Annotated in this window: 13 protein-coding genes; 6 read left to right on the forward strand and 7 right to left on the reverse strand. The window is 70.4% G+C overall.

Annotated elements, in window-relative coordinates; all coding sequences use genetic code 11:
* Positions 1–8: 8 nt before the first annotated feature.
* Positions 9–557, forward strand: a complete 549-nt coding sequence (locus ACYVIO_RS24560; protein ID WP_460653212.1) for a HEAT repeat domain-containing protein — start codon at positions 9–11, stop codon at positions 555–557.
* Here ACYVIO_RS24560 and ACYVIO_RS24565 read toward each other — a convergent pair.
* The 5 genes from ACYVIO_RS24565 to ACYVIO_RS24585 form a co-directional block, all read right to left on the reverse strand.
* Positions 554–1,207 carry a maleylpyruvate isomerase family mycothiol-dependent enzyme gene (locus ACYVIO_RS24565; RefSeq protein WP_460653213.1) on the reverse strand — a complete coding sequence of 218 codons (654 nt, stop codon included), beginning with the start codon at positions 1,205–1,207 and terminating at the stop codon, positions 554–556. The two genes, ACYVIO_RS24560 and ACYVIO_RS24565, sit on opposite strands and share 4 nt — an antisense overlap.
* A 57-nt stretch (positions 1,208–1,264) precedes the next feature.
* Entirely contained in the window at positions 1,265–2,476 is a 1,212-nt protein-coding gene (locus ACYVIO_RS24570) for an RNA polymerase sigma factor (protein ID WP_460653214.1), read from the reverse strand.
* 62 nt (positions 2,477–2,538) lie between these two features.
* A complete protein-coding gene (locus tag ACYVIO_RS24575; RefSeq protein WP_460653215.1) occupies positions 2,539–2,883 on the reverse strand; it encodes a YciI family protein in 345 nt (114 codons plus the stop codon).
* A 69-nt stretch (positions 2,884–2,952) separates the two neighbouring features.
* Positions 2,953–3,369: an HIT family protein gene (locus ACYVIO_RS24580; RefSeq protein ID WP_460653216.1), complete on the reverse strand. Its 417-nt coding sequence runs from the start codon at positions 3,367–3,369 to the stop codon at positions 2,953–2,955.
* Positions 3,369–5,276 carry a Na+/H+ antiporter gene (locus ACYVIO_RS24585; protein WP_460653217.1) on the reverse strand — a complete coding sequence of 636 codons (1,908 nt, stop codon included), beginning with the start codon at positions 5,274–5,276 and terminating at the stop codon, positions 3,369–3,371. Before ACYVIO_RS24585 ends, ACYVIO_RS24580 begins: the two co-directional genes overlap by 1 nt.
* 142 nt (positions 5,277–5,418) lie before the next feature.
* On the opposite strand from ACYVIO_RS24585, the gene ACYVIO_RS24590 reads away from it, so the two are divergent.
* Positions 5,419–6,942 (forward strand): CocE/NonD family hydrolase, encoded by a 1,524-nt coding sequence (locus ACYVIO_RS24590; RefSeq protein ID WP_460653218.1) that lies wholly within the window; start codon positions 5,419–5,421, stop codon positions 6,940–6,942.
* A 126-nt stretch (positions 6,943–7,068) separates the two neighbouring features.
* On the opposite strand, the gene ACYVIO_RS24595 is transcribed toward ACYVIO_RS24590, so the two are convergent.
* Entirely contained in the window at positions 7,069–7,563 is a 495-nt protein-coding gene (locus ACYVIO_RS24595) for a DUF402 domain-containing protein (protein WP_460653219.1), read from the reverse strand.
* Between the two features lie 53 nt (positions 7,564–7,616).
* On the opposite strand from ACYVIO_RS24595, the gene rfbB reads away from it, so the two are divergent.
* Both rfbB and ACYVIO_RS24605 read left to right on the forward strand, forming a co-directional pair.
* Positions 7,617–8,615 carry a dTDP-glucose 4,6-dehydratase gene (gene rfbB / locus ACYVIO_RS24600; protein ID WP_460653220.1) on the forward strand — a complete coding sequence of 333 codons (999 nt, stop codon included), beginning with the start codon at positions 7,617–7,619 and terminating at the stop codon, positions 8,613–8,615.
* 144 nt (positions 8,616–8,759) lie between these two features.
* Positions 8,760–10,496 (forward strand): LamG domain-containing protein, encoded by a 1,737-nt coding sequence (locus ACYVIO_RS24605; protein ID WP_460653221.1) that lies wholly within the window; start codon positions 8,760–8,762, stop codon positions 10,494–10,496.
* A 45-nt stretch (positions 10,497–10,541) separates the two neighbouring features.
* Here ACYVIO_RS24605 and ACYVIO_RS24610 read toward each other — a convergent pair whose 3' ends face one another.
* Positions 10,542–11,048 (reverse strand): DUF402 domain-containing protein, encoded by a 507-nt coding sequence (locus ACYVIO_RS24610; RefSeq protein WP_460653222.1) that lies wholly within the window; start codon positions 11,046–11,048, stop codon positions 10,542–10,544.
* 157 nt (positions 11,049–11,205) lie between these two features.
* Between ACYVIO_RS24610 and dxs the strand changes: the two genes are divergently transcribed.
* Both dxs and ACYVIO_RS24620 read left to right on the forward strand, forming a co-directional pair.
* Entirely contained in the window at positions 11,206–13,101 is a 1,896-nt protein-coding gene (gene dxs / locus ACYVIO_RS24615; RefSeq protein WP_460653223.1) for a 1-deoxy-D-xylulose-5-phosphate synthase, read from the forward strand.
* Positions 13,061–14,503 (forward strand): hypothetical protein, encoded by a 1,443-nt coding sequence (locus tag ACYVIO_RS24620; protein WP_460653224.1) that lies wholly within the window; start codon positions 13,061–13,063, stop codon positions 14,501–14,503. Before dxs ends, ACYVIO_RS24620 begins: the two co-directional genes overlap by 41 nt.
* Positions 14,504–14,556 lie beyond the last annotated feature (53 nt).

Genomic DNA, 14,556 nt, shown 5'->3' on the forward strand with positions numbered 1-14,556 from the left:
CTGGTCGGGTGGCAGCTCATCCGCGAGCGGTGGTCGAGGCCGCGTGCGCCCGGTACGGCGAGGAGACGGTCGTCGGCTGGTGCGTCGCGCTGCTCACCGGCGAGATCTCCGGCGAGGACGCGTACGGGCCTGACCTTCCGAAGCTCCAGGCGATCACCGGCAGCCCCAACCCTGGCGGATGGCAGCAGCCGGTCGACCCGGTGAACTACTACTGGGTCCGCGTGTGGGCTGCCCGGGTATTGCTGTACGCCTGGCGCGACGACGCCGTCGACGCCCTGCGAGCTGTGGCGAACGATCCGGCGTGGCGGGTCCGGGAGCATGTCGCCCGGATCACCGCCCAGCGTGAGCTGGGCGAGCTGGTCGACCACCTGCTCCCGATGCTCGACCACGAACTGCCCCGCGTCCGGGCGGCCGCCGTACGGGCTGTTGGTGCGGCCGGGGAGTACGAGCACGCCAAGGCGATCGAAGCGCTCCGGGACGATCCGGACCCGACAGTCAGAGCAACTGTTGAAAAAGCTTTGGAGAAATTGTCGGAGCGCCTGGACAGGGAGGTCTAGAGCGCTGCCGTGACCTGGGGGAGGGCCGAGCCTGAGAGGTTGGCGAGGCCCGCCGGTCGGCCGGTGGCGGTGAGGATCAGGTCGGCGAGCGACCCGTGGAGCTCCTGGACGTCGGTGCCTGAGCCCTGGTGACCGACGCCTCCGGACCAAGGGTGGTCGGTGGCGATCAGGCGGGTGTCGCGGAGGCGTTTGGGGGCGCCGTAGAACTTGCTCTTCAGGACGTGTTCCAGCGCGAGCACCGCCGCCTCGGCGGGCATCGGGCGCGGGTGGCCGAGGGGGCGGGCGACGTCCTGGCCGTGGACCAGCGCGTCGAGCAGCGGGTCGACGATGCCGGCGCCGAGGGTGCGGTGGGCCGAGGTCGCGGTCTCGCGGAGCTGGGCGACCAGTTCGGCGGGGGAGAAGCGGGCGGCGCGCTCGGTGGCGAACCGCAGCTCCATCCGGTCGAAGCTGCCGCGCGCCCGGATCGCGCCCTTGATCACCATCGGCACGGTCGTCCGCGTCGACAGCGTCATGTGCGCGGCGACGTCGTGCACGGTCCAGCCGGCGCACAGCGAGTCGGCCTGCCACTCGGCGGCGGTCAGACTCTCGAAGAAGTCGGCGAGGCTGAGGCGCTCGGCGGTGGTGAGGGCGAGTACGGCGCGGTCGTCCATGGGGTTCCTCTCGTCGGTCTTTGCATCACTACGAACGAGGACCGCGCGGATGGACAGCTAGCCGGAAGTGAGTCTCTGCAGGCGGCGTTCGACGTGGCGGCGTTCGGGATCCGTACCGGCTGTCTCCAGCGCCTGCTGGTACGCCGTGGCCGCTTCGGCCGGGCGGCCGAGGCGTTCGAGGAGGTCGGCTCGGGCCAGGTGATACGGGTGGTAGGCCTGCAGAAGCGGTTCATCGGCGAGGTCGTCGATGAGGGTCAGCCCCGCCTCAGGCCCGTCGCGCAGCGCGATCGCGGCGGCACGGTTGAGGGCGACGACAGGGGATGCGACGAGCGCGAGCAGTACGTCGTACAGGGCAACGATCTGCGGCCAGTCGGTCGTGGCGACGTCGGCGGCTTCGTCGTGGAGGGAGGCGATCGCGGCCTGCACGCCGTACGGGCCAGGTGGGCCGGTGATCGCCTTCAGGACAAGGGCGCGGCCTTCCTCGATCATCGTGCGGTCCCAGCGGGCGCGGTCCTGGTCGTCGAGCAGGACGAGCTCGCCGTCCGGGCCGGTGCGAGCGTCGCGGCGGGCGTGGATGAGCAGCATCAGCGCGAGCAGACCGGCGACCTCTCGGTCGGCGGGCATCAGGCCATGCAGAATGCGCGCGAGGCGGATGGCCTCGTCGGCGAGGTCGACGCGTTGCAGGTCGGTGCCGGAGCTGGCGGCGTACCCCTCGGTGAAGACCGAGTAGGTCACCTGCAGTACGCCGGGCAACCGCTCGGCCAGCTCGTCGGCGGCTGGTACGCGGAACGGGATCCTCGCTTCGCGGATCTTCTTCTTCGCGCGGACGATCCGCTTCGCCATCGTTGCCGTCGGCACGAGAAACGCGCGCGCGACCTCGGGGGTGGTCAGGCCGGCGAGGCAGCGCAGGGTGAGGGCGACGCGGTCCTCGGCGGGGAGTGCGGGGTGGGCGCAGGTGAAGAAGAGCTGGAGCCGGTCGTCGGGGAACTCAGAAGTCGGCGCAGGATCCCGCAGGTCGGCCTCCACCTGCAGTACGGCGAGCCGCGCGGCGTAGGTCTTGTCACGCCGAAGCCGGTCGACCGCCTTGCGGCGGGCGGTGGTCATCAACCAGGCGCCGGGCATGGGAGGTACGCCGTCCACAGGCCACTTCTCGAGTGCGATCTCGATCGCCTCGGAGGTGACCTCTTCAGCCAGGTCCAGATCGCCGAACCGCCGAGAAAGGGCGGCCAGCAGCCGCCCCCGCTCCTCGCGGAACACCTGCTCGACCATGCCCACCGGAGTGGAGGAGAGGGGCCCACGCGGAGCGGGGAGCGGGGGCGTGCCGTCGGACATCAGTCGAAGTCGGCGATGGGCCGGACGACGATGTTGCCGCCGCCGCGGGAGCCGGGGCAGCGGGCGGCCCAGTCGAGGGCGACGTCCAGGTCCGGGACGTCGATCACGTAGAAGCCGCCCAGCACCTCACGGGTCTCCGCGAACGGCCCGTCGGTGACGGTACGACGTCCGGCCTCGTCGACCTTGACGACCGTCGCGGTGACGAGGTCGGCCAGCGACTCGCCGGAGACCATGATCCCGGCGTCCCGGACCTCCTTGTCGTACGCCATCCAGTCGGCCGGCGTACAGCCCTCGACCTCGCCGGCAGGCGTGGCGGACGCGTTGATCAGCAGCAGGTACTTCACGGTGGATCTCCTCGGTTCGTCGGTCGCTACGGCACTACCACGAACGACCGGGCCCCAGATGGACAGCAGCTACTGAGAAAGCGCGTCCCGCAGCTGAGCAGCGTACGACTCCGCCTCGGCGTCGTCGGCGTACTTGGTCCGCGGCCAGAAGAACCCGCGCAACCCGTCGCCCTTCGTCCGCGGTACGACGTGCACGTGGAGATGCGGCACCGACTGCGACACCACGTTGTTCACCGCCACGAACGACCCCTGCGCGCCGTACGCCGTCCGCACCGCCGCCGCGACCGACCGCGCCGCTCCGAAGAGCGGCACGGTCAGTTCGTCCGGCAGTTCGACCATCGTCGCGACGTGCTCGCGCGGCACGATCAGCGTGTGCCCCTTGAACACCGGGCGGATGTCGAGGAACCCGACCACCTCGGGCGTCTCCAGCACGAGCTGCGCCGGCGTCGACCCCGCGACGATCGAGCAGAACAGGCAGTCGGCCATCACCCGAGGGTTTCGTCCACGAAGCACCAGCGCCAGTTCTCGCCGGGCTCGAAGCTGCGCATCACCGGGTGCTCGGTCTCGGCGAAGTGCTTGCTGGCGTGCTTCATCTGCGACGAGTCGCAGCAGCCGACGTGCCCGCAACCGAGGCACAGCCGCAGGTGCACCCAGGTGCCGCCTTCGGCCAGGCACTCCTCGCAGCCCTCGGGCGTGTTCGGCGTCTTCACCACCGGCGCGTCGGCCAGGTGCTCGCACGGACCACCCTGGGGGGTCGGTACGCGGAGGTCGTCGGACTGTCCGCCGACGTCGTCGGCTTCTGCGCGATCCAAGATGGACTCCTCGATGTCGAGTGCGATCTGTGCCCGTTGCAGCACCTCGTCGGCGACGAGGCCCTCGTCCCGGACCTTGAGGATGTGGCCACGCTCGGCCTGCAGCATGACCATCCGAAGTCGACGATAAGCCTCACTGGGCGTTTCGTACTCGGTTTCGGGCCGGCCGAGTCGCTCCCACGCGGCCAGCGCCCGCGCCTCGCCGCGCTGACGGAGCAGATCGACGACCTGCTGCGGGTCGTCGGGCGTGAGGACCTTGTCGAGCTCCTCCTCGCCGGCCTTGTGCGCGGCCTGCAGTACGGCGGCCTCCTGCAGCGCGTCCTCGGCCGGGTCGGGACCGGGGAGCCGCATCCGTCGTACCAGCCAAGGCAGCGTCGAGCCCTGCAGCAGCAGCGTCCCCGCGGTGACGGCCAGCGCGATGAACACGAGCACCTCGCGGTGCGGCGTGTTCTCCGGCAGCACGAACACCGCGGCCAGCGTCACCACACCGCGCATCCCGGCCCAGGACAGGACGGTCAGCGCCTGCCAGGACACGGGCCCGGGCCGCGACCGGCCGAGGATCTTGCGGGACAGGATCGTCACCGGGAACAGCCAGATCGGCCGGATCAGCACCACGGCGAGGAAGACCCCGATGGTCGCGATCGCGATCGTGCCACCCGACAGCGGGCTCTCCGACAGGTCGTCGAGGATCCACCGGGTCTGCAGGCCGATCAGCAGGAAGACCGTGTTCTCGAGCAGGAACTGGAACGTGCGCCAGTTGGTCCGCTCCGAGATCCGCGACGCGGCCGACTGGATGATCGGCGCCTTGTGCCCGAGCAGCAGACCGGTCACCACGACAGCCAGTACGCCGGACGCGTGCACGTAGTGGTTCTCCGCCGCGACGTACGCGATGAACGGGGCGGTCAGGCTCAGCGTCGTGTCCAGCACCGGGTCGGTGAACCGTTTGCGGATCTTGGCCAGCACGATCGCGACCACCAGTCCGACCACGACACCGCCACCGGCCGCGCGCAGGAAGTCGAGGCTGACGTGCACGAACGTCGGCGCGACCGCCGCGGCCGCGATCGCGGTCCGCAGGCAGACCAGCGCGGTCGCGTCGTTCAGCAGGCTCTCGCCCTCGAGGATCGTGACCACCCGCCGAGGCAGGCCGACCTTCCGCGCGATCGCCGTGGCCGCGACGGCGTCCGGCGGCGCGACCACCGCACCGAGCGCGAACGCGGCCCACAGCGGCAGCCGCTCCTGCCCGTCGGCCTCGGCCATCCCACCGAGCAGCCAGTACGCGACGAGGCCGACGCCGACCGCGGTGAAGGCCACCAGCCCGACCGACAGCGTGCCGATCGAGCGCCGGTGCTGGGAGAAGTCGACCAGGCTGGTCTTGATCGCCGCCGAGTACAGCAGCGGCGGCAGGAAGCCGACCAGCACGACCTCGTGCGACAGCTCCACCCGGGGGACGAACGGCAGGTACGACGCCACCACGCCGATCACGACCAGCAGCAGGGGAGCCGACACCCCGATCCGGCGGGCCAGCGCGGCCCCCGTCGCCACCAAGGCGACCAGGGCGACGATCTCGATCGCGATTTCCACGCGCACAGTGTGTCAGGCAGATCCTCGCTGCGCCCGCAAGGACCGGGCGTCTGTGGACAACCCTCTCGCGCTCGGCTGTTCCAACGGTCCTGAGTGTCGTCTACGGTGACCGCACCGGTCCGCCCCCGTACGAGGAGTCACCGTGCGCCGTCTGAAGACTCTTGGCCTCGGCACCGTGCTTGCCCTGCTGGCGGTCGGGCTGCCGGCCTCGGCCGCGGCCGCTGCGACCGATCCGGTCACCACCAACGGCTGCGTGGCGAGCGTGCCGGAGCCGGGCAGCACGACGCCGGTCCGGATCTGCTACTCGCTGTTCAAACCGGCCGGCGCGTCCGCACGCCGTACCGTGCCACTGGTCTTCCACAGCCACGGGTGGGGCGGCAGCCGGACCAAGGACGCCGCCGCGTTCGCGTCGTACCTGCAGGCCGGGTACGGCGTGCTGAGCTTCGACCAGCGCAGCTTCGGGGAGAGCACCGGCGTCGCGCACGTGATGAACCCCGATCTCGAGGGCCGCGACGTGATCCGGCTGGTCGACTTCGTCGCCGGGCTGGACTGGGTGACCAGGCAACGGCCGGGCGATCCGCTGATCGGTGCGATCGGCGGCTCGTACGGTGGTGGCTACCAGTTCGCCGGTGCGTTCACCGAGCTGCGCGACAAGGGCCGCACCCGGTTCGACGCGCTGATCCCCGAGATCACCTGGTGGGACCTCAAGCAGAGCCTGGCTCCGGACGAGTCGGCGCGGACGATGTGGCTGACGATCCTGTACGCCGGAGGCGGGCAGAACCTGCCACCCGCGGTCCAGGCGGCGTTCGTCGCGCTGATCACCACCGGCGCCTGGCCGGCCGGACAGGCCGGTCGCGACCTGGACGCCTTCTTCGCGAAGAACGGTCCGGCCTGGCACGTGCGGCACGGCCGGAAGCTCGACGTACCGGTGCTGATCGGGCAGGGACTGTCGGACAACCTGTTCAACCTCAACCAGGGGCTGCAGAACTTCGACCGGGCGCTCACGCCGCGGGCGCGGGCCCGGTCGATGCTGGTCGGCTACAACGGCGGCCACACGTTGCCGAGCGTCGTCCCGCCGGGCTACGCGACGCCCGGCGACCCGTGCTCGATCGCGCTCGGCAGCCCGAACTTCGGCGCGCTCGCGCAGCGGTTCCTCGACCTCAACCTCAAGCACCGCGGCAGTGGGCTGACCGGTTTCGGGCGCTACCACCTGGCGACCGCCGACGGCCGCTGCGCGACCGAGCGCGACCTCAGGCCGAACCAGCGGTTCACCGTCGGCAGCGTCACCAGCAGTGCGAACGCCGGGCTGCCGGTCACGGTCGAGCTGGCCAAGGGCCCGATCACCGTCACCGGTGTGCCGCGGCTCGACGCGAAGGTGACCACGCTGCGGCCCGACGCCGCGGCGTACTTCGCACTGAGCGTGGGCACGTCGCCGCTCGACGCGAAGATCGTGCAGAACAACACGATGCCGCTGCGGGAACCTCGCGTCGTCCGGAACGTCCGCCGGACCGTCGAGCTGCCCGGGATCGCCGTCGACGTACCGGCCGGGAAGTCGCTCTACCTCACCGTCGCGCCGGCCGCAGACATGTTCGCCGGGCAGGACGGACGACTGCCGAACGCGGTGAGACTCGACCGCGCGGCGCTCAGTCTGCACCGCAGTTACTGAAAGTTTCGTGAGTGAGCCTGCAAAAGCTTGCGGGTGACCCTCAGTTAGTGGACTCTTGGATCGCTGCCGGGCTGGCCGGACTGGGACGGGGCGGTTCCAGTCGTGGACGGCCCGGCCGCCTGACTTCTAGCGAACCTGGTCCAGGTACGCCTTGTACGCCGCCAGGAACGGCTCCTCGGTCATCACCGCGCCCGACAGCCAGTCGCACGACGCCTGCGCCGCCCGGATCACGTCGGGCGGGTAGTCGTACTTCACCTGGTGCTCGGCGAACTCGTCCTCGTCGTCGACGTAGAAGCTGCCGTCACGCCGCTTCACCACGTCCAGGTCGAGGTCCACCATCGTGAACTCGTCCTCGCCGAACGTCACCGGCGTGGTGATGTCGCAGTAGATCTCGGTCTTCTGCGGTACGTCGTTGAAGCTGGCCGTGAACCACTTCTCCCGCGGGAACAGCATCACGCAGGCTGCCTCCATGGTGATCGCCGGCTCCTCGCCGCGCTGGGCGATCGCACCGGCCGGCGCACCCAACCACACGCCGTACTGGTCTTCTCCGAGATGGGTCATCCACTGGTGCCAGTGGAGCTTTCCGTCGTACTTGCGATACACAACCCGCACCTTGCGCATGGCGTCACCGTACCGGCGCCGCCGGTCACCTCCGGCCTCGCTATCCTGTGCCGATGCGACGGATGCTCATCACCGGCGGCGCCGGGTTCATCGGCTCGAACTTCGTGCACGACACAGCACGGCGGTACCCCGACGTCGAGCTGACGGTGCTCGACGCGCTCACGTACGCCGGCAGCCAGAGCAACCTGGACCCGGTCGCCGAGCAGGTGACCTTCGTGCACGGCGACATCTGCGACGCCGAGCTGGTCGACAAGCTCGTCGGCGAGACCGACGTCCTGGTGCACTTCGCGGCCGAGTCGCACGTCGACAACTCGCTGAACGACCCGTCGCCGTTCATCAAGTCGAACATCATCGGCACGTTCACGCTGCTCGAGGCGGTCCGCAAGCACGACAAGCGGATGCACCACATCTCCACCGACGAGGTCTTCGGCGACCTCCCGCTGGACTCGGTCGACCAGTTCACCGAGACCACGGCGTACGACCCCTCCAGCCCGTACTCGGCCAGCAAGGCCAGCTCGGACATGCTCGTCCGCGCCTGGGCCCGCTCGTACGGCGTCGCCGCCACGCTGTCGAACTGCGCGAACAACTACGGCCCGTACCAGCACGTCGAGAAGCTGATCCCGCGGCAGATCACCAACGTCCTGATCGGCGACAAGCCCAAGCTGTACGGCGCCGGCGAGAACGTCCGCGAGTGGACCCACGTCGAGGACCACAACGACGCGGTGCACCGGATCATCACCGACGGCCGCCTCGGCGAGACGTACCTGATCGGCTCCGGCGACGAGCGCAGCAACAAGCAGATCATCGAGAAGATCCTCACCCTGATGGGCGAGCCGGCCGACGCGTTCGTGCACGTCAACGACCGCCCGGGCCACGACCTGCGCTACTCCAACGACTCCACCAAGATCCGCACCGAGCTCGGCTGGGTCCCGCGCTACGCCGACTTCGACGCCGGCCTGTCCGCGACCATCGACTGGTACAAGGCCAACACCAATTGGTGGGAGCCCCAGAAGGGCACCGCCGAGGCCAAGTACAAGGTCCTCGGCCGCTGACCTGCAACAAGCTGCAACACCCGTAGACGGCGCTGCGGTGATACCTCCAAGATGATGCGTCCCCGGCTCCCGGGGCGCTGATTCCTGGAGGTCCGCATGCAGGGGTGGAGTCCGTTCACAGGACGCGTACGGCGGGGAGCCGTCGTGGTCGCGCTAGCGCTGGGCATCGGCGGCCTGAGCGGTCTGACCGCCGCGGCCGACGACCCGCCGGTCCCACCGACGCCGCCGGCGATCTCGGTGACCTACCACGGCGTCCCGGTCGCGAACTGCCTCGAGCAGACGGTCTGTCCCGAGATCGTGGCGCTGGGGGAGACTGTCGAGGTCACCGTCGCCGCGACGTCGAGCGACGTGGTGAAGCTGCGGTACGGCTTCTCGGGCCAGGGCGCCGTCGACGTCGACGGGACCACCGTGTCGGTGACGATGGCCCCGCCGCGTGGGGGCTGGACCACGCTCGAGGCCCAGAGCATCAACGCGATCGGACAGCTCAGCACCACCGCGCGCTTCCTGTTCAACGTCGGGCCGCGTCCCGCCGCCGTCGGGTCCTGGGGGTTCGACGACGGCACCGGTACGACGGCCGCTGACGGTCCCGGGCTGACCCATCCGCTGACGCTCAGCGGGGGAGCGGCGTTCGACGCCAAGGGTCGCATCGACGGTTCGCTCGCCCTGGACGGCGTCAACGGCGTCGCCCAGGCGACCGCGCCGGTGATCGACACGGCGAAGAGCTTCAGTATCTCGGCCTGGGCCCGCCCGACGAACGCCGCCAAGACCGGTGTCGTCGCCGCGGTCACCGGCACGAAGAGCACGGCCGCCGGCCTCGGGTACGACGCGGGCACGAAGCGCTGGACCTTCACCCGCACGTCCGCCGACGTCAACATCCCGACGGTCTCCAAGGTGTCGTCGAAGGAGGCTCCGGTCAACGGCGCCTGGACGCACCTGCTCGGCACGTACGACGCCGCCACCGGCCAGCTCCAGCTGTTCGTCAACGGTCGGCTCCAGCAGGCCGCTCACTCCGTCGCCGGCTGGCAGGCCGCCGGTCCGCTGACCATCGGCCGCGGCAAGTCCGCCGGTACGCCGACCGGCGCGTTCGCCGGCTCCATCGACCGCCTCGCCGTCTGGCAGCGCGCGCTGGTCGCCGAGGAGATCCCGCCGCTGGTCGACCCGCGGGTCGGGACCGGCGGGAACAACCGGATCACCGCCGGGCTGGCGGCGTACTGGCCGCTGGACAACGCCGTTCGCACGAACGGCGTCTCGCGGACGCCGGAGCAGGTCCGTGGTGCCGACCTCACGTTGACCGGTTTCGCCAAGCCGGCGGGCGCTTTCGTCGACGACCCGGAGCTCGGGCGTGTCCTGGAGCTCACCGGGCGGTCGCAGGAGTCGCTGTCGCTGAACGCCTCCACCGTGGACGGCAGCGCGAGCTTCACGGTCGCGGCGCGGGTGAAGCTCGACGACCTGTCCAAGCCGATGGTGATCGCCCGGCAGGGGACCGCCGGCAAGGACACCTGGCGGCTCGAGTACCGGCCGGTGGACACGTTCAGCAGCCAGTGGCGCTTCATCCGTGGCGACGCCGGTTCGGCGACCGAGACGGTGGCCGTGGCGACCGTGGACCGCGACTCCTTGGCCGGCTGGCACCTGCTGGCGGGCTCGTACGACGGCAGCGGCACCGGTGAGGTCGAGCTGACCGTCGACAACCGCCCGTCCGACGGCTCGATCGTGTCCTACCCGGCGACCCCGCCGCGGGCCGGCAGCACGGTGGTCGGCACGGGCAAGACGTCCGGCCAGGCGTTCGACGGCCGGATCGACGACCTGCGCGTGTATGTCGGCCTCGCGGCCAACTTCCGGCTCTGCGCGGACTACCCGGACACCGAGGGCTGCGGCGCCTAGCTGTCAGAAGGCCTGGTCCGCGAGCTCGTGCACGCGGTCCAGGCCTTAGTCCGTCAGTTCGCGGACGCGGTCCAGGTAGGTCTTGTAGACCGTCAGGAACGGCTCAGCGGTGGTGATGTTGGACACGACCCAGGCGCAGGTGGCCTGGGCCGTGGCGACCACCTGGGGTGGGTAGCCGTAGTGGACCTGGTGGGCGGCGAACTCGTCCTCGTCCATCACCTTCACCGTGCCGTCGCGCAGGCGGCGGATGTCGAGGTCGAGGTCGACGGCGGTGACCGTCTCGACGCCGAACTCGGCCGGCATGGTGATGTCGCAGTAGATCTCGGTCGGGTGGGGCGCCGCGTTGAACAGCGCGCTCCACCACTGGCCGCGCGGGAACAGGCGCACGCGGGTGTGGTCGACGTTGATCCAGGTGCCGTCGGCGCGCTGGGCGCGGTCGCCGGGGCGGGAGCCGACCCAGAGGCCGTGGTCGTCCTCGCCGAGGTGGAGGGACTCCATCAGGCGGTGGGGGCGGCCGTCGTACTTGCGGAACAGGGTCCGCACCATCTCCATGCCGGTTACTCTAGGTGAGATGGATGCCACCGGTGAACTGCTCGACCGTCCGGAGCGTCCCGTACTGTGAGATTGCTCCGGAAGGCCTTGCCGCGTTCGGCATCGAGGACCGGGGTGCATAGACTCGACCAACCGAGACAACCTGCGGAGGGGCTGGATGCGCTTGCTGGACACGGTCGGAGGGCCGGCGGACCTCGAGGACCTGACCGATCAGCAGCTGACGGACCTGGCCGCGGAGATTCGCGACGTGCTCGTCGAGACGGTGTCGCGGACCGGCGGACACCTGGGCCCGAACCTCGGCATGGTGGAGATCACCCTGGCGATGCACCGGGTCTTCGAGTCGCCGCGCGACCGGCTGGTCTACGACACCGGCCACCAGACCTACGTGCACAAACTGCTCACCGGCCGGGCGCCGAAGTTCGACACCCTGCGCCAGCAGGGCGGCCTGTCGGGGTACCCGAGCCAGGCCGAGTCCGAGCACGACGTCGTCGAGAACAGCCACGCCTCGACGTCCTTGTCGTACGCCGACGGGCTGGCCAAGGCGTACCGCCTCCGCAAGGAGGACCGGCACGTCGTCGCGCTGATCGGTGACGGCGGCCTGACCGGCGGCATGGCCTGGGAGGCGCTGAACAACATCGCCGCCTGCGACGACCTCAAGCTGGTCGTGATCGTGAACGACAACGGGCGTTCGTACAGCCCGACCGTCGGTGGCCTGGCCACGCACCTGACGAGCCTGCGCACCAACCCGCGGTACGAGAAGATCCTCGACCTGGTGAAGACCAACCTCGGGCGCACGCCGTACGTCGGACCGCCGATGTACGAGGTGCTGCACGGGGTGAAGAAGGGTCTGAAGGACATGCTCGCCCCGCAGGGCATGTTCGAAGACCTCGGCCTGAAGTACGTCGGCCCGGTGGACGGCCACGACCGGGTGGCGATGGAGGACGCGCTGGCCAAGGCGAAGGCCTTCGGCGGGCCGGTCCTGGTGCACGCGGTGACCCAGAAGGGCTTCGGGTACGCCGCTGCCGAGCAGGACGAGGAGGACAACTTCCACCAGGTCCGCCCGGCCCACAAGCCGCGCGGCTGGACCGACGTGTTCGCCGAGGAACTGGTCGAGATCGGCCACCGGCGTCCGGACGTCGTCGCGATCACCGCGGCGATGCTGCACCCGACCGGCCTCGCCGCGTTCGGGCAGGAGTTCCCGGACCGCATCTTCGACGTCGGCATCGCCGAGCAGCACGCGGTGACGAGCGCCGCCGGGCTCGCGATGGGTGGGCTGCACCCGGTCGTCGGGCTGTACGCCACGTTCCTGAACCGGGCGTTCGACCAGCTGCTGATGGACGTCGCGCTGCACAAGTGTGGAGTGACCTTCGTGCTGGACCGCGCCGGTGTCACCGGTGACGACGGCGCGAGCCACAACGGCATGTGGGACATGTCGCTGCTGCAGCTCGTGCCGGGTCTGCGCCTGGCCGCGCCGCGCGACGGCAAGCGGGTCGCCGAGCTGCTGAACGAGGCGATCGACGTGGACGACGCGCCGACCGTCCTGCGGTACGCCAAGGGCGAGGTGTTCCCTGACATCGAGGCGATCGACCGGATCGGTACGACGGACGTCCTGGTCCGTACCGGCACGGACGTGCTGGTGGTCGGGATCGGCGCGATGGCCGCGACCGCGGTGGACGTCGCCGAGCGGCTCGGTGCGCAGGGCTTCGGGGTGACCGTGGTCGACCCGCGCTGGGTGAAGCCGGTCGCGCCGGAGCTGGTCGAGCTGGCCGGCAAGCACAAGTTCGTCGTCACGATCGAGGACAACGGCCGCGTCGGCGGCTGCGGTGCGGCGATCGCGCAGGCGATCCGGGACGCCGACGTCAGTACGCCGGTCCGGGACTTCGGGATCCCGCAGCGGTTCCTCGACCACGCCAAGCGGCCGGCGATCCTGCAGGAGATCGGCCTGACCGGTCAGGAGCTGGCCCGCGAAGTGATCGAGATGATCACGCGGCACCAGGGGGACGCGATCACCAGTGAGCCCGACACCGCCCGCGGCCGGTCCGCCGGGTCCTGATCCCGAGCCTGCGCCCTGGTTCCCCCAGGAGCAGGCTCAGGAGCAGCCCCGAGCGCCCGAACCGCCGCGTGAGCAGCAGCCCAGGGGTCGCCACGCGGCGGCCCCGAGGCGGCGCGGCGTCGGGCCGGTCCTCATCGCGCTCGTGCTCGTCGCGGCGGCCGTGGCCGGCGGGCTGGCTCTCCACAAGTCCGGGACCGAAGGTACGACGCCGCCCGTCGCCGCGGCGCCCAAGACCCCCGAGGTCGATCGCGCCGCCCGCGCGTCCGGCGTCGACGCCGTACTGACCGCGCGCGCCGAAGCGGTGAAGCTCAACAAGCCCGACCAGTTCCTCGCCGCCGTCGACCCGGTCAACAAGTCGCTGCGCGCCCGCCAGCGCACGCTCTTCGACAACCTGCGCCGCTTCGGCTTCGCCAGCTTGAAGTACGAGCGCCTCCAGGAGCAGTACGACCAGGCGCTCACCGACAAGTACGGCCCGAGCACCTTCGTCGTCGCCGTCGCGATGACGTACCAGATCCGCGGCATCGATCCGGTCCCCGCGCGGACCATGCTCGGCTACACGTTCGTCCAGCGCCCCGACAAGAAGTGGACGCTGGTCTCCGACTCCGACCTCGACAAACGCCTCCCGCGCGGCTCGCACCAGGAGGCCTGGGACATCGGCGAGGTCCTGGTCAAACGAGCACCCCGCGTCCTCGTCGTCGTGGAACCGAGTCAGACCAAGCTGGCCGCCGGCCTGCTCACCAAGGCAGGCAGCGCGGTGAAGGCGGTCAGCAAGAGCTGGCCCGGCGGCTGGACCGGGTCCGGCGTGGTGATCGCGCTCGACGACAAGATGGTCCGCGGCGCCGACTACACGCTGCCGAAGAACGCCGAGGACGCGCTCGCGATGGCGACCTGGGTCTACCGTTCGCTGCCCGGCGAGGTCAGCGGCGTGGGGGAGCGGACCGATTCGTACGTCGTGATCAACCCGCGCAACCGGAGCAAGGTCGACGCCCGGACGCTGGCGCACGAGTTCACGCACGTCGCCACCGCGCCGTACGGGACGTTCGCGCCGCGCTGGCTGGTCGAAGGTGCGGCGACCTGGGTCGAGTTCCTGCCGATGGACGGCGCCCGCGACCTCGCGATCGGCACGTACCGGCAGACCGTCCGGACCAAGTACCTGGCCAAGGCGAAGGCGCTCCCCGCCGACGCGACGTTCTTCCAGGACTCGCTGAAGTCGTACCCGCTGTCCTGGCTGGCCGTCGACCTGCTGATCGAGCGGTACGGCGGCACCGAACTGGTCACGCTCTACCAGGAGATGGCCGCCCTCGGGCAGACCCAGGCCGAGCGCGACCGGATCATGCTCGAGCACCTGAACATGACCGAGGCCGGCCTCTTCCAGGCGCTGAAGACCGCGGCCGCCGCCTGATCCACCAGGCGGAACCGGTTACGGCCGGCACGGGCGAGCGACAGGGGAATCCC

Source organism: Kribbella endophytica (assembly GCF_054781295.1).

Coding starts and splice junctions, on each gene's coding strand:
- ACYVIO_RS24565 (WP_460653213.1), bottom strand. CDS start 1,207: ATGGACGACCGCGCCGTACTCGCCCTCACCACCGCCGAGCGCCTCAGC.
- ACYVIO_RS24570 (WP_460653214.1), bottom strand. CDS start 2,476: ATGGTCGAGCAGGTGTTCCGCGAGGAGCGGGGGCGGCTGCTGGCCGCC.
- ACYVIO_RS24580 (WP_460653216.1), bottom strand. CDS start 3,369: ATGGCCGACTGCCTGTTCTGCTCGATCGTCGCGGGGTCGACGCCGGCG.
- ACYVIO_RS24595 (WP_460653219.1), bottom strand. CDS start 7,563: ATGCGCAAGGTGCGGGTTGTGTATCGCAAGTACGACGGAAAGCTCCAC.
- rfbB (WP_460653220.1), top strand. CDS start 7,617: ATGCGACGGATGCTCATCACCGGCGGCGCCGGGTTCATCGGCTCGAAC.
- ACYVIO_RS24610 (WP_460653222.1), bottom strand. CDS start 11,048: ATGGAGATGGTGCGGACCCTGTTCCGCAAGTACGACGGCCGCCCCCAC.
- dxs (WP_460653223.1), top strand. CDS start 11,206: ATGCGCTTGCTGGACACGGTCGGAGGGCCGGCGGACCTCGAGGACCTG.